Origin of the sequence: Streptomyces sp. BA2, assembly GCF_009769735.1 — a bacterium.
In the GTDB taxonomy this organism is placed as follows: domain Bacteria; phylum Actinomycetota; class Actinomycetes; order Streptomycetales; family Streptomycetaceae; genus Streptomyces.
The window spans coordinates 9,356,773-9,371,052 of the sequence record NZ_WSRO01000002.1 but is presented as its reverse complement, the minus strand read 5'-3'; the positions used below and the strand labels follow the sequence as shown (position 1 = coordinate 9,371,052).

Sequence of the window (14,280 nt, the reverse complement as noted above, 5' to 3'; positions counted from 1 at the left end):
TCAGTGCGCCATAACGGCCCCTGCGTCGAGGTCCGGGCGCCCTGTCGGCAGCAGTATCGCTCCGACGGCGGCGACTACAGCGCCGGTGATCGCGCAGGCGCTGAAGGCGTTGTCGAAGCTTCCGGTCCTGGCCGTCGCGACCGCGCCTCCTCCCTCCAGGCTCGCCCCGGCGATGGTCGAGAAGATGGCGACGCCCCACACCGCGCCGAGTTCGTGCGAGGTGCTGACCAGACCGGGAGGCGCGGCCCATGTCCTGGCAGTCCATTCATCGCTGCCGTTGTGGCGCAGACTAAGGCGGTGCCGACAGCGAGCGGAAGAAGCGCGAAGCCCGGGACGAATTCGGTCCAGACACTGCTGTTCGCGGCCAACCGTGTCAGCAAGGAGGCGCCCAAGGCCGTCAGCGTGAAGGCGAGATCGTTGCCGGTTTCCCAATTCCCCCACCAGGCCGCAGCCGTAGCCGGAGTGCCCGGCGATAGCCGCCGCGGACGCGTGGATCTCATCCGGGCTTGTCGGCCGCGTACTTGAGGGGTGTTTGCCGGAGGCACTGGCATCAGCTGACAGCCGTGGGTGCTACCGGTAGTTCGTTAAATTCGGCGTAGATAGGGGGACGCGTCCAAACGAACGACAAGGCCAGTAAGGACACTTGTGCGATCGTCGACCACCTTCGCGGATAGCTCCGCATCGGTCATCCGTCCCTTTCTCACTGCACCATCTGCACCCACAACAGGCCGCGGACGAGCGACTGCGATCATGGCCACCCCGCGCCACGATGCCTTCAGTTGTTCAAATCACTGGGCGCGTCCCGACCTACCGGAAGCATCTGCTCCCAAGCTGCGGCCGACCAGCGCCGCACCGTCGCCCCGCAGGCAGACCCCCTGCTGAAACAAGCCGACGGGAGTCAACATTTGTCACGGACGCCCCTATAACAGAGGGTCGCTGGATACCGTTTTGACCAGGTTGAATACCTCGCGGGCGGCATATCGCTTGAGGCACCTGATGATCTCACGACGAGTCTTGCCCTCCTGGGTGCGGCGTTCGTAGTACGCCTGGGTGCGCGGGTCGACCCGTATGCGGGTGAACACGATGCGGTGCAGGGCGGCGTTCGCCTTCCGGTCGCCGCCGTGGTTGAGCCGGCGCGAGCTCCGGCGGCCCGAGGAGTACTCGACGGGGCTGACTCCGCAAAGGGCGGCAAACGATGCCTCTGTGTGCACGCGTTCGGGATTGTCCCCCATGGTGATCAGGAGCGTGACGGCGCTGTCCGGGCCGATGCCCACCGGTGCGAGCAGCTGCGGGGCGTGAATTTCGACGAGCCGGGTCAGGCGCTGATTGAGTTCATCGATCTGCCCGGTGAGGTGTTCGATGCGCTGGGCCAGCATGCTCAAGCTGATCCGGGTGGCGTGGGCCTCGCCGTCCCCGTCATCCCCCTGATCCTGGCTCAGACGGACGCAGGTGCGAAACAGCTCCCGGTTACCCAGGCTGGACAGTCGTTCCCGCAGGGCCGGGTCGGCTATGACCAGGACGGCCTTGAACTGGTTGATCGTCTGGGTGCGGGCCCTGACTGCGGAGTCCTTGGCAATCTTCAAGAGCCGGGCGCTCTGCACCGGACCATCGCCGGTCTTGGCGCGAGCCCTGGCGCGACCGCTGAGCACGGCCCGCGCGGCGGCCTGCGCGTCGAGCGGGTCCGACTTCCCCAGCAGACGGCGGGCCGTACGGTCGGGCCGGTTCACCTCGAACACCACGACCTGCTCCGCCAGCAGTTAGCGCGACAGGCCCGCTCCGAGAGTACCGGTGCCCTCCACCCCGGCCCGGCGCACCGTCCCCCGCTTGCGAGCCCAGGCGAGGAGCCGACGGTATCCGAGCGCTGTGGCCGGAAAGGATTTGGTGCCCAGGACCTGGCCCAACGGGCAGACCAGTGCGGCGACATGAATCTCGCCGTGAGTGTCCACCCCCCAGAACGACCTCGCCCCGAGCGGGTGGGCCGGTGCTGGTGGGACAGGTGCTGCGCTGCCTGGGTGTCATGGTCGCCCGCCTCCCGCATGGGTGATGTGCTGGGTGGCTGGCACCGGCCTAGCCGGGCGGTCTGAACCGTGATGGCGCCGACTAGACGGCAGGCCCCTATCGGGACACACCCCGCCAGCCCGGCACCGCCAACGCACCATGGGTCCGCGCCAGGGGCCAGCCGACCCACTGTGACCCCGGAGGGCGGCTCCGCCCAGCCGATGATGATTCACCACTTGCCACGAAATCACCGTCGTAGTGCAGGTCAGGAACTCCTCGGACCACCGCTGGTCAGCAAACCGTCAGCATCGTTTCCCGAGGAGGTGGACGGGGTCAGGGCACTGCGCAGCCGACCGGCGGTTCAGGTGATATCCACCTCTGCCACCGCGTCCGCCGCCAGGGCCTTAGCGGTTGTCTGCGGGTCGAGGACGTCCGCCGCGAAGTGCACGCCGGGCCGCACTCCGCCGGACAGGACCTGTTGCGTTGCGACTGCCGCGAGGAAGCCGCTGAGCTCGTAGGAGTCCTCGGCGCGCAGGGTGAGCGTACGGGCGGGCGGGCCTTCGTCGGAGTCGTGCCATACGCGGAACTCCTGCCCGTACCAGGAGCCATGGCGGCGCACGTCCTCGTCCGCCGCTCGGACCAGATCGGTGGTGTCCGCGCTGTCCAGGGCCCAGGCCATGGCGAGCTCCTCGGCGAGGCGCTCTCCCCCGAAGACGGTGTACCAGTGCACCCGGCGGATGCCCACGGCCCCGGCGAGGCGGGCGGTCTCGGTGGGCAAATAGGGGAAGGCGGCGACCGGCTGGGGGAAGGCCGGGAGGCGCAGGTCGCGACGCGGCTCCAGGGCGCGGTCACGTATCCGCCCGTCCTCCCAGGCCGCGGAGGGGGTGCCGTGCTCGGGGCCTCGGGCAAGGAGCACGTCCCCCGCGGCGGCGGGGGTGAGTGCCGCCACGCCGCCCACGTATCCCTCCAGGCGGGCGGGGGCCACGGCCGGGTCCAGCAGGACGCGCGGCAGGAGTCCGGAGAGCCCAGGCAGCGCCCCGGCGGAGAGTACGGCGGCGCGGTCCGCGGCCTGCCAGGCTCCGTCGCCCTCCGCCGTCAGCCGGGCGTGGACGGGGTCGTCGCCCGCCGCGTCGACGTAGTCCACGCCGTGGCGCAGGGCTGCCCGGGCGACCGTGTCGAGGACGCGGTAGGACGGGCCGGCGCAGTTGACGACGAGGCGGCAGCGGCTGACGAAGGAGTCGAGCGACGGGCCCCAGAGGTCAACGGCCTCCGCGCCGACGGCCGTTCCGAGGACGGCTTCGGCGCGGGCCCGGTCCCGGCCGCCCACCAGGAGCGGGCCGATGCCGGCCTGCCGCAGGCGGCGCACCACCGCACTGCCAACGGCTCCGTAGCCGCCGAGGATGCCGATCTTCGGGGTGGAGTCCATGAGGTCGCCCTTTCGTTGGATGTTACGGCCCATCACATGAATTTGATAACTATTATCAGTAAGACATCGGGACGTGACGCCCCCGGGCACAACACAGGCGCCTTGAGAACAACAGAGGAGAACGATGTCGTACGACGTACTCGTGGTCGGTGGAGGCCCAGCCGGTCTCAACGCGGCGCTCGTGGCAGGCCGTCAACGCCGTGACGTGCTGCTCCTGGACAGCGGTGCACCGCGCAACGCACCGGCCGCCGAGATGCACATGCTCCTCAGCCGTGACGGCTTCCCGCCGGCCGAACTGCGGCGCATAGGCCGCGAACAGCTCGCGGCGTACCCCGGCGTGGAGATCCGCGATGCAGTGGTGGACACGGCGGAGAAGGAGGGGAACGGGTTCGCGCTGACACTCGCGGACGGCGAGCGGGTGTCGGGCCGCAAGCTGGTCATCGCCACCGGGCAGGTCGATGTCCTGGACCAGGTGGAGGGCTTGAGCGAGCTCTTCGGCCGGGGCGTCTATCACTGCCCCTTCTGTCACGGCTGGGAGACCCGTGGCATGACACTGGCCGTCCTCGGTCATGAACTCCCCCAGGTCATGCAGGCGTTGTATGTCGCGGACCGGTTCAGTGACGACGTGGTGGTGTGCACGGACGGGCATCCGGTGCCCGAGCAGGCGGCGGGCAAGCTCGCCGACGCCGGGATCGCCGTCGACGAGACGCCAGTCTCCCGGATCGAGGGCAAGGAGGGCGCGGTCCGCCTCGTCCTGGCGGACGGGCGGGTGATCGAAAGGCAGGCCGTGTACCACCGGGCTCCGACCCGGCAGCACTCTCCGCTCGCCGAGCAGCTCGGCTGTGAGGCGCTTCCCGACGGCTGTGTCCGCGTGGACGAGTTCCAGCGCACGAGCGTGCCCGGTGTGTACGCGGCCGGGGACGCCGCCCGGCTCGAGGCGCTGCCGGACGCTCTGACTTTCGTGGTCACGGGCGCCGCGGACGGGGCGCGCGCGGCGGTCTGGGCGGAGCAGGAGCTTTTCCGGGAGGACGCGGGGCTCGGCGGCTGAGCCAGTGTGCGGCGGGAGCACGTACCGCGCTCCCGCCGCATGGTTCATCCCGCCTCGGGAGTGCCCGCCTCCCGTACCGCGGTGGCTAGACCGGCCACCGTGGGGCGCTCCAGGAAGCGGCGGGGTGTCACCTTCCCGGCGCCCTTGCGGGCGAGTGCGCCGAGCATCCGTACCGCGAGGAGCGAGTCGCCGCCCAGCGTGAAGAAGTCCGCCGCCCGGTCTGTCACCTCACAACCGAGCAGCTCGGACCAGTCGGCCGCGATGGCCAGTTCGAGGTCGTCACGGGGAGCTCCGGGCTCCTCGACCGGCGTGGCCTGCGCCGACGGGACGGAAAGCCGCCCTCCCGTGGCTTCGAGGTCCGCCTGTGGGGCGTCCAGTTCGGCGGGCAGCTCGACCTGTGCCGACCAGCCCTCCTTGTCCACCAGGGATTCGACGGTGGTCAGCACGTCCTGGAACATGCGGTCCACCTCCTCGGCCGCGAAGAGCTCCTCCACCAGCGAGAAGACGACGACGAGTTCGCCGCGCAGCTCGAAGAGGCGGACCTCGAGCGCAACCTGAGGGGTCCTCAGCTGCTGGTGGTGGCTGAGCAGATCGATACGGCCCAACGGGCCCGCCTCATGGGGGACTTCACTGCCCAGCGCGGCGTCCACCCCGAGGGTGCTCTGGAAGACGACAGGGGCGACCGGGCGGCGGGTACCGCGGCGGCGGCCCAGCTCCCGGGATACCTCGACTCCGGTGATCAGGTGGTGGGCGAGGGCGTCGCCCATGGCCTCCTGTGCGCTGACCGCCAGATCGGCGAAGGCGGGGTTCCGCGGCAGCTCGACCGGCATGAGCATCGTGGACGAGAACGCGCCCACCAGGCGCGGCACATCGGGGTGCAGCGGAAGACGGTTGAGCTGGAGGGTGTTGAGCAGGAAGCGCCGGTGTCCGCAAGCACGGGCCACGGCAGCGGAGAACACGGCGAACATCGCGGCCGACGGTGTGACCCCGTGCTCGGCGCAGTGGGCGCGCAGCGCGGCCCACCGTTCGGCGTCGAGGACGGCCTGCCGGGTGCCCATCAGCGTCGGCCGGACGTCGGCCGGGTCCGCCACGAGGGGCAGCGCCGGGGGCAGCGGGAAAGCGTCGAGGCGCTCCCACCACCAGTCCCGGTCCTGGCGCCACTGCTCGGTGTCGGGCAGGTCGCGCAGGCTGGTGACGTAGTCCCCGAAATCGACGTCCAGCGGGGCGAGTACCGCGTTGTAGTCGGACACGAGCGCGAACAGATCCCGGTAGAAGACGCCGGACGACCAGCCGTCGATGATCAGCAGGCTGGTCGAGGAGTGCAGGCGGGCACGGTGTCCCGGGAGCAGGGTGAGCCGCATGTCGAGGCCGCAGCCCGTGGCCGGGTCGGGGCCCTCGGTGCTCATCTCCTGCCGGATCACCGCGAGGGTGGTGGCGACCTCCTCCTCCCCCGCGGTACTGAGGTCCATCACCCGCAGGCGCGGCATGGCGTCGGGGTCGTCGAGGGGGAGGATCCGCTGCCTGCCGTCGGGCAGGACGCGGGCCCTGAGTACCGACTGGTGTTCCGCCAGGCGCTCCAGCGCGTCCTGGAGCGCCTCGGCGATCTCTTCGCTGTCGATGTCCTCCAGACCGATGTCCACGTAGTGGTGGGCGGAACGGTAGGACAGCTCCCAGGCGTCCTGCTGGCCGACGAAGTACCCCTGCTGGAGCGGAAGGAGCGGGAAGGGCGCGTCCGGGTCGGCGCGCCGCTCGACGTCCAGATCCAGCGTGCGCGGCACGCCGCTGCCAGCGGTGCCGCGCTCGTGGAGGAGCGCCGCGAGGTGCACGGCGGTGTGTTCGACGCGTACGTCCGACAGGGCGAGACTCACCCCTAGGCGCTTGCGGACCAGGGCGGCCATGCGGACGGCGAGGACCGAGTCGCCGCCCAGGCTGAGGAAGCTGGCGTCGCCCGGTATGGACGCGGTGTCGGTGTCCAGTACGTCGGCCCATACACCGCGCACGGCCTGCACGAGGTCGTCCGGGGCGGCGGGGAATGAGGGGGAGGTCGCGGTGGCGGCTGCGGCGGGCGGGGTCAACTGGTGGCTCCAGACGTGGTGGTGGGAAGTACGCGGTCCACGGCGTGGACGCGGGCGGGTCGGGCGGCCCCTGGCAGCCGGGCGAGCGCCTGGGCGACCCGGGCGGGGTCGGGGCGTCCGTGGCCGGGACTGGGGCGGCCCGCGATGACGTGCTGGCCGAGGGCGGCCAGGGGGTGCCCGGCAGGTGGCAGGACCGGCAGGGGCCGGAACCCTGCGGCGTCGAGCTGCTTGGCCCACTCCTCCTCGCTGAAGAAGACCCGGTCCTGTCCGGCCCGCAGGTCGGTGAACCAGCCCTCCTCGTCGGGCTGCGGCGACATCAGCAGGTACATCGAGGTGAGCGCCTGATAGCGCTCCCGGCAGGACTCGACGAGCACCAACAGGCCATCGGGTGTGAGGAGTTCGCGCAGGGCTGCGAGTGCGCGGCCCGCGTGGCGGGCGTTGTGCAGGACGTTCGCCGCGAGGATCACGTCGTGGGAGCCGGGGGCGAAGCCCTGCACGGCAGGGTCGGCGTTGATATCGAACAGCGCTGTGCGCAAGCCGGGGGTGGCACCGAAGCGGGTGCGGGCGGCCTGGAGGAAGAAGTGCGATACGTCGGTGAAAAGATAGTCGATGCGGGCGTCGCGGACCGCATCGAGCACGGCCTCCGTCGTTCCGCCCACCCCCGCTCCCGCCTCCAGGACCCGGAGCGGCCGCCCCCCGTTCTCCCGTCGGTGGGCTTCCTGCGCAATCAGGTCGGCGGCGGCGTGGTTGGCCCACCGACTCGGTGCGCTGTCACGGTAGTTACCCTCGGCCGTTCCCGTGTCCCCCTCCGGGAAGAGCACTCCCTGCAGGCTCGTACGGTCCTGGAGGAGGAGCGGCAGCCGGTCGGCAGCGGCGAGGAAGAACCGCGTCATGGACTCCGGATAGCCCATGCCTCGGCGCGCTTCGTCGAGGGTTCGGCGGGCGCGAGCGTGCTGCGCGCGATCTGGTGCGGTGAGATCTCGGTAGCCGCCGGCTACCGGGTCGTGTGCGAGCCGCCCCTCGTCGACCAGGGTGCGCAGCCAGCGCCGGACGATCCACGCGTGGCGGGGCACGGCACCCAGGGCATTCACCACCTCGGCGGCTGTGCGGGGCTCCGGGCCACGGAAGAGCCGAGTGCGGTCGAGGATGCGCGCGATGGTCAGCAGGGCGTTCTCGTCCAACAGCCGCATCAGCGCCGGGAGTTCGGTGAGATCCGTGCCGCTGATGGCGGCATCGCCGGAGGCGGCGGCGTGGGTGGCGGAGGCGGAGCCGGCGCCGCTGACGCCCTCCTCCGCGGTGGCCGGACCGGCGACCAGCAGGGTGTCTCCCGCGGCGCTCGGGACCAGTTGCCAGGCGGCGACCTCGGTCAGACCGGACAGGACTTCGGCCAGGGCTTCGGTCGCCGGGGTGGAATAGGTGGTCATCCCGATGCCTCCGACGCCTCGTCCACCACGATTCTTGGCGGCACGGTGCCGGGTGCCGTGCGGCGGATGTGGTCGCGCAGGACTTCCGGCAGCCGGCGTCGCACGAACGCCGGCAGCGGCTCGTGGGCCAGTCTTCCGGCGAGTGCGTCTGCCGGAGGGTGGGCTGCCGCGGTGGCACAGTGTGCCGGTGCGGCGACGGCGAGCATCCGGGGGTCAGCGGGGTCGAGCAGCACGGCGGCGTCCATACCTGTCAGCACCTGCCGCAGGTCGTAGGGCGTGACGGCGTCCGGGGCGTCCGTGAGGAGCGCGTTGGCAATGCCGTGCAGGACAACAGGGCCGGAAGTGAGGGCCGCACGCAGCTCGGCGGGGAGCTGTTCGCCTCCGGGACCCTGCCACGGCAGTCGGCGCACCTCGGACGCGTCCGGGGCGCCTGCGGTGGGGCCCACGTGCAGGACGAGGTCGTAGCGGTAGCGGGTGAGTTCCGAGTCCTCCGCCATGGTGCGGGCGTGGACGCTCATGCGGACGGTGCGCGGGTGGGCAGCGAGGATCTCGCGTACGGCCTCGGGGGCGAAGGAGAGTTCCCCGTCAGCGGCCACGGCCGCGGCGACCCGCGCGGTGATGTCCGCGTCGGACGCCTCGGGGTCGCGGGCCCTCTCCATCCGGCCGAAGTGATCTTCGAGGAGCGCCGAGTGGCGGATGTCGCCGATGATCACCGTGCCGCCGTCCTCCACCGCGGCCAGGGCATGGTGCAGGAATGCCGTCAGATACAGAAGGTTGGGGAAGCACTGGGTGACGGAGTTCAGCAGAACGCAGTCGGGGCGTGCGCCGGGGCCGAACACCCCTTCCATCGCCTGCCGCACGGCGGACGACTCCGCCTCGTGGGCTGCCGCACGGACGAAGGCGGTGCGGGGCAGGCCGGCGGCGCGCAGCCGGTCGACCGCCACGTCGGTCACGTCGGTGCCGACGTAGCCATCGAGCCGGGTGTGCAGCCGGTGGGCCAACAAGCCGGTCCCACAGCCGAGTTCCAGCAGTCGGCGGGGCCGCTGGGCAAGGATGAGTTCGACCGTACGGTCCACCCAGTCACGCATGTGAGCAGCGGACAGGGGCTCCCCGGTGCCGGAGGTGCGCCAGCCGGACAGATCGAGATCATCGGCATGCCGGCCTTCTCCGGTCTCGTAGACCCACTCGTACACCTCGGCCCAGTGCGCCAGGTGCTCGCGCACCAGGGGGCCAGGGGTCGGGAGGACGGCTGTCGCGCTCGGACGGGGCGTGACAAGCAGGACTCCATCAGGGCCGGGGCGTATGTGGGCCACCCAGGGGTGGTCGGCGATGAGTTCGGTGATCCTCCGCTGATCGGTGGCGGCTGTCGATTCGGTCGTGTCATCGGGCATCTGGAGGCTCCGTTCAGTGGGTGAGGGGGCGCGCGGGCGCGGCGTAAAGGGGGGCGGCGTGTGGAATCGGGACAAGGCGGCCCTCACGCAGTTCGAGTACGTCGTCCGCGCGGGCGGCGACCGCCGGGTCGTGGGTGGCGGTCAGGATCGCGGTGCCTGTCGCACGGACCCGGTCGAGCAGGTCCAGTACGGCCCGGGCGGTTCCGGCATCGAGGGATGCGGTGGGTTCGTCGAGGAGCAGTACGTCGGGGCGCGCGGCCAGGGCCCGGGCGAGGACGACGCGCTGCCGCTGACCACCGGAGAGCCGGTGCGGGCGCCGCGCCTCGGAGCCGGGAGGCAACCCGACGTCCACGAGGAGAGTCCGCGCCTCAAAGAGGGCGGCGGCCCGGCCCAGGCCGTGGAGCACGGACAGCGGCCTGGCCACGGCCCGGTCCACGCGGTGGGCCGGGTTGAGTTCGTCGACGGCGCTCTGCCCGACAAGCTGCACGGCGCGCAGTTGATCGCGGCTGCGGTGCCGGGTGGGTCCCGGCACCGGCGTGCCGTGCAGCACCAACGTCCCGCCCGCTGCGGGCCGCCGCCCGACAAGCGCGTGCAGAAGTGTCGTCTTGCCGGCCCCCGAACTGCCGATCACGACGGTGGAACTCCCGGCTGCCAGCTCCAACGCCCCGTCCTCCAGGAGCACGCTCCCGTCGGGAGTGGCCAGGCGGAGGTGTTGTACCGAGAGGAGGGGATGGCGCCGGGCCTCATCCGGCGGACCGTCGCGGAACGGCACGGCCTCCCGGCCGCCCCGAGGCATCGGCCGCTTTGAGCGCGAAATCTCCGCGGGCTCCAGCAACGGCTCCCCATCGCTGAGAGCCACTTCAGCAACGCCGTCCCCCGATCGCCGGTCGCAGCGCGCCCCCCGGAGTACCCCCGCGCCGCCCTCGGAGCGGCGCAGACCACCGGCGGTCGCAGCGACGCGCAGCGTCGTGTCCGCCAGTTCCCCGAACAGGGACTCGTCGTGACTCACCACGAGCACGCAGTGGTGCGGTGAGCCACGGCGGGCCGCGACGGCCCGCGTCACCAGGGACGCCGTCGTGGGATCCATGGCCGATGTCGGCTCGTCCAGGATCAGGAGTGCGGGGTCGGTGGCCAACGCGCGGGCCAGGGCCACCCGTTGGGCCTGGCCGCCGGAGAGTTCGGCCGCGCGGCGCGCGGCTGTCTCGGGTGGCAGGTCCAGGAGGTCGAGCTGTTCGGCGACGTACGAGGATCTGGTGTCGCGGTCGGTCGTGAGGTTCTCGCCGATCAGGCGGTCGACCCGCCACAGCGGATGGAGCCCCGCGCCGGGGTCCTGGCCCAGCCACCCGCACCGCGTGCGGCGCCATGTGCGGGCGGCCCGGCCCTGCCTGACGGGGGTGCCCTGCCAGCGCACGGTCCCCGCCGACCGGTGAAGGGACGGAGGCAAGGTGTCCAGGAGGGCGTGCAGCAGCGTCGTCTTGCCCGACCCCGAAGCGCCGGTGATGAGCACGACCTGGCCCGCTGCGGCCCGCAGGCCGGTCGGCGGCAGGATGACAGAACCGTCCCCCGCCCGGCGCACGATCAGCCCCTCCGCCGCGAGCAACTCCGGAGTTGTCGTCATGCGACGTACTCCCTTCCCTGCCCCACCCGGTGCGCCGCCGCGGCCAGCGCCCACGCGCAGCCCGCGAGCAGCGCGGCGGGCGCCAGAAGCGCCCACGGATTGAGAGCGGCCCCCGGCAAGTTCTCACTGAGCATCAACGCCCAGTCCGCTTCCGGAGGTTGAGGGCCGAGCCCCAGGACGGCGAGGGCCGATGCGATCTGCAGCGCGGTCACCAGGCGGAGCCCCGCGTCGGCCGTCACCAGGCCGCGCAGCGCGGGCAGCACCTCGCGGGCGAGGACGTAGGGCACTGTCTCGCCCCGTTCCTGGGCTGCCCGCACATGCCCGCTCTCCCGCAGCAGAGCCGCCTCACCGGCCACCACACGTGCGGTGAGCGGTGTGCCGCTGAGCACGGACGCCACCACCACCGCCGTCGCGCCCGGCAGGGCGACGGCGAGGACCAGCGCGAGGACCAACGCGGGCACCGAAAGGAGCAGGTCGCACAGCCAGAAAACCGCTCGGGCGACAAACCCGCCGGTCCACCCGGCGGCCAACCCGAGCACGGTGCCGCAGCTCGCTGCCACCACCGCGGCCAGTAGTGACACCGCCATCAGGTCAGTGCCTCCGTACAGCACACGTGACAGCACGTCACGGCCCAGGCCGTCCGTCCCAAGGAGCGCTTCGGAGCCCGGCGGCCGCCAGGGCACACCGACTTGTTGTTCTGGGTGGTGCGGGGCCATGTACCGCCCCAGGAGGACAAGGGCAGCCGTGGCCGGTGCCACGGCGAGGACAGGCAAAGCCCGCATCAGGCCCTCCCCCCGGCCACCGCCGGGACGGTCGGCGCGCTACCGCGCCCCGTGGCCCCCGCCCGCCCCGAGGGACGTACGTCAAGACGGTCGGCGACCAGCATGCACAGCAGAAGGACGACGATCGGGGGCAGCGCGGCGGCCTGCACGACGGGTACGTCCCGCACGGCGACCGCCGACACCAGCAGGCTGCCGGTGCCGGGGTAGCCGAACACCGTCTCCACCAGCGCCGTGCCCGCCATCAACCCGCCCGCCACCAGCGCGGTCACCCGCGCCGCCGGAACCAGCAGGAAGGGCAGGACGTGCCGAATCAGGACGAGGCCGGGTGGCAGGCCCCGCATACGGGCGTCGTCGACATGCGGGCGGCGCAGGGTATCGAGGAGCGTTCCGCGCAGCAGTGCGGTGGCGTACGCCGCCGAGGGCAACGCCAGCGTGAGGGCAGGCAGCACCAACGCCTCCGGTGCGTCGAAGGGCGAGCCGCCCGGCGGCAGCAGGGACACGGCCGGAAGCCAGCCCAGGATTCCGGCGAAGACCGTGCCGAGGACGGCCGCGTGCACCGACTGCGGTATCGCGGCGACCCCGGTCGCCGCCGCGCCGCCGCGACCGCCGCGCAGAAACGCGACGGTCAGGGCGGCGGCCGTCAGCAGCGCGGTGAGGGCGAGGGCGAGGGCGGCGAGGACGGCCGTGGCGGGCAACCGCTCGGCGAAGAGCCCGGTCACGGCGCGACCGCTCACCAGAGACCGGCCGAGATCGCCGCGCACCGCGCCGGACAGCCAGTCGAGATAGCGCACCGGGGCGGGCCGGTCGAGGCCGAGCCGCTCCCGTTCTTGGGCGAGCTCCCCCTCCGACGCCCGCCCCGCGCCACGGACCTCGCCCGCGTCGCCGGGCAGCAGCGCGGTGGCGGCGAACACGACCGCCGTAGCCGCCACCGTCAGCAGGACGGGTCGGAGTACCGGGAGGAACGGGCGGAGCGTCACTTGGCCATCCAGACCTGGTCGATGAACATCCGCTGGAAGCCGGGGCCTTCGGGCAGCCCCTGCACGCCGCGGGCCGCCAGGTCGAGACCGTCGCCGGTGCCCCACACGACGTATCCGCCGTCCTTCCACAGGTCCCGCTGGATCCCGGCGAGCAGGGTGTTGCGCCGGTCGGCGTCGAGCGTGCCCATGGCCCGCGTGAAACCGGCGTCGAACTTCTTGTTCTTCCAGGCCGTCTCGTTGGTCGGGGACGTGGAGAGGAGGCCGACCCGTACCAGGTCGGGGAAGGAGATGCCGCCGTAATAGCCGGTGTAGAAAGCCTTCTTCGCGTACACGGCCGTCCAGTACGTGTCGGCGGGTTCGACCTTGACCTTGGCCTTCACGCCGATCTCGGACAGCTGGCGCGAGTAGAGGGTGGCCGCGGTGTCCATGCCGGGGTACGCGGTGGTGGTGTGCAAGGTCAGGCTAAGACCGTCGGCATGGCCTGCCTCCTTGAGTAGCCTCTTCGCCTTCGCGACGTCACGGCGACGCTGCGGAAGGTCGTCGGGGTACGAGGGGTCGTACGGGGTGGGCAGGTCGTTGGCGATCTGCCCGTAGCCCAGAAAGACCGTGTCCACGAGAGCCTTGCGGTCGGTGGCCAAGCGGAACGCCTCCCTGACCCGGGCATCGTCAAACGGCTCGGTGTCCGTACGCATGATGAAGGGGTACTCGGTGACGCCCTTGCGCCGTACGACCTGTGATCCACCGGCGCCGCCCGTGCTCTTGACCGCGGCGGGGCTCACGCTGCCCGCGACGTCGGCCTGTCCCGAGGTGACGGCGTTGGCGCGGGCCTGCGGATCGGCGACGGCCTGGATCTCCAGGCGATCCAGATGCGGGCGAGGCCCCCACCAGCGGTCGTTGCGGACCAGTACGGCCGCCTGCGCCCCGGACTTGCGCACCTTGAACGGCCCGGATCCGGGGACGGCCTTCGCGAAGTCCTTCGTCCCCTCGGGCACGACGAAGCTGATGGACTCCAGGGCCTTGGCCGCCTCGGCCATAGGCGCGCGGGTGGCCAGGACCACCGTGTGATCGCCGTCCGCCTTGGACGCCTTCATGTCGAAGTCGGCGAGCCGGCCGTAGTTCTCGGCGGACTTGCCCGCGATGCGGCGCAGGGAGTACAGCACGTCGTCGGCGCGCACCGGGCTGCCGTCGGTGAACTTCGCGTCGTCGCGGAGCCGGAACGTCCAGCGGTCCAGGTCCTTGTTCGGCTTCCAGGACGCGGCCAGGCGCGGCTTGGGCGAACCATCCTTGCCGGGGACGGTCAGGACGTCGTACGTGAGCGCGAAGCGCAGCAGGTCGGATTCGTTGCCCAGTCCGCCGTGCGGGTCGTCGCTCGCGGTGGCGGGCGAGCCGGACACGGCGTAGCGGAGTGTTCCGCCGTCGACCGGTTTCTGGTCGGAGCCGGCCGCCGTGTCCTGGGCGCCGTCGGATGACGAGCATCCGGTGAGCAGCAGGGCGCCGATGGCGGCCACAGCGAGTGAAGGGGTGTTGAGTCTCATTGTTCT

10 protein-coding genes and 1 pseudogene are annotated in these 14,280 nt (G+C 71.7%); 1 reads left to right on the top strand and 10 read right to left on the bottom strand.

Annotation, left to right across the window (positions count from 1 at the left end; all coding sequences use genetic code 11):
• The 3 genes and pseudogenes from E5671_RS44860 to E5671_RS44850 form a co-directional block, all read right to left on the bottom strand.
• Positions 1-201, bottom strand: coding sequence for a hypothetical protein (locus E5671_RS44860; protein ID WP_160509912.1), 201 nt, complete (start codon positions 199-201; stop codon positions 1-3).
• A gap of 719 nt (positions 202-920) precedes the next feature.
• Positions 921-1,946, bottom strand: a pseudogene (locus E5671_RS47570) (IS110 family transposase).
• Positions 1,947-2,359: 413 nt separating this feature from the next.
• Positions 2,360-3,424, bottom strand: a complete 1,065-nt coding sequence (locus tag E5671_RS44850) for a saccharopine dehydrogenase NADP-binding domain-containing protein (protein WP_160509911.1) — start codon at positions 3,422-3,424, stop codon at positions 2,360-2,362.
• Between the two features lie 124 nt (positions 3,425-3,548).
• Between E5671_RS44850 and E5671_RS44845 the strand changes: the two genes are divergently transcribed.
• Entirely contained in the window at positions 3,549-4,472 is a 924-nt protein-coding gene (locus E5671_RS44845) for an NAD(P)/FAD-dependent oxidoreductase (RefSeq protein WP_160509910.1), read from the top strand.
• Between the two features lie 44 nt (positions 4,473-4,516).
• Here E5671_RS44845 and E5671_RS44840 read toward each other — a convergent pair whose 3' ends face one another.
• Genes E5671_RS44840 through E5671_RS44810 form a run of 7 tightly spaced genes read right to left on the bottom strand, consistent with a single transcriptional unit; the run spans position 4,517 to position 14,274 of the window.
• The gene (locus E5671_RS44840) at positions 4,517-6,547 is read right to left on the bottom strand and encodes a condensation domain-containing protein (protein WP_160509909.1); all 2,031 of its coding nucleotides are present in this window, start codon (positions 6,545-6,547) and stop codon (positions 4,517-4,519) included.
• A complete protein-coding gene (locus E5671_RS44835) occupies positions 6,544-7,971 on the bottom strand; it encodes a class I SAM-dependent methyltransferase (RefSeq protein ID WP_160509908.1) in 1,428 nt (475 codons plus the stop codon). The genes E5671_RS44840 and E5671_RS44835 overlap by 4 nt, the downstream gene beginning before the upstream one ends.
• Positions 7,968-9,362: a class I SAM-dependent methyltransferase gene (locus E5671_RS44830; protein WP_160509907.1), complete on the bottom strand. Its 1,395-nt coding sequence runs from the start codon at positions 9,360-9,362 to the stop codon at positions 7,968-7,970. Before E5671_RS44830 ends, E5671_RS44835 begins: the two co-directional genes overlap by 4 nt.
• A gap of 13 nt (positions 9,363-9,375) precedes the next feature.
• Positions 9,376-10,980: an ABC transporter ATP-binding protein gene (locus E5671_RS44825; protein WP_160509906.1), complete on the bottom strand. Its 1,605-nt coding sequence runs from the start codon at positions 10,978-10,980 to the stop codon at positions 9,376-9,378.
• A complete protein-coding gene (locus E5671_RS44820; RefSeq protein ID WP_160509905.1) occupies positions 10,977-11,762 on the bottom strand; it encodes an ABC transporter permease in 786 nt (261 codons plus the stop codon). The genes E5671_RS44825 and E5671_RS44820 overlap by 4 nt, the downstream gene beginning before the upstream one ends.
• On the bottom strand, positions 11,762-12,739 hold the full coding sequence (locus E5671_RS44815; RefSeq protein ID WP_160509904.1) for an ABC transporter permease subunit: 978 nt from the start codon (positions 12,737-12,739) through the stop codon (positions 11,762-11,764). Before E5671_RS44815 ends, E5671_RS44820 begins: the two co-directional genes overlap by 1 nt.
• Positions 12,736-14,274 (bottom strand): ABC transporter substrate-binding protein, encoded by a 1,539-nt coding sequence (locus E5671_RS44810; RefSeq protein WP_160509903.1) that lies wholly within the window; start codon positions 14,272-14,274, stop codon positions 12,736-12,738. The genes E5671_RS44815 and E5671_RS44810 overlap by 4 nt, the downstream gene beginning before the upstream one ends.
• Between the last annotated feature and the right edge of the window lie 6 nt (positions 14,275-14,280).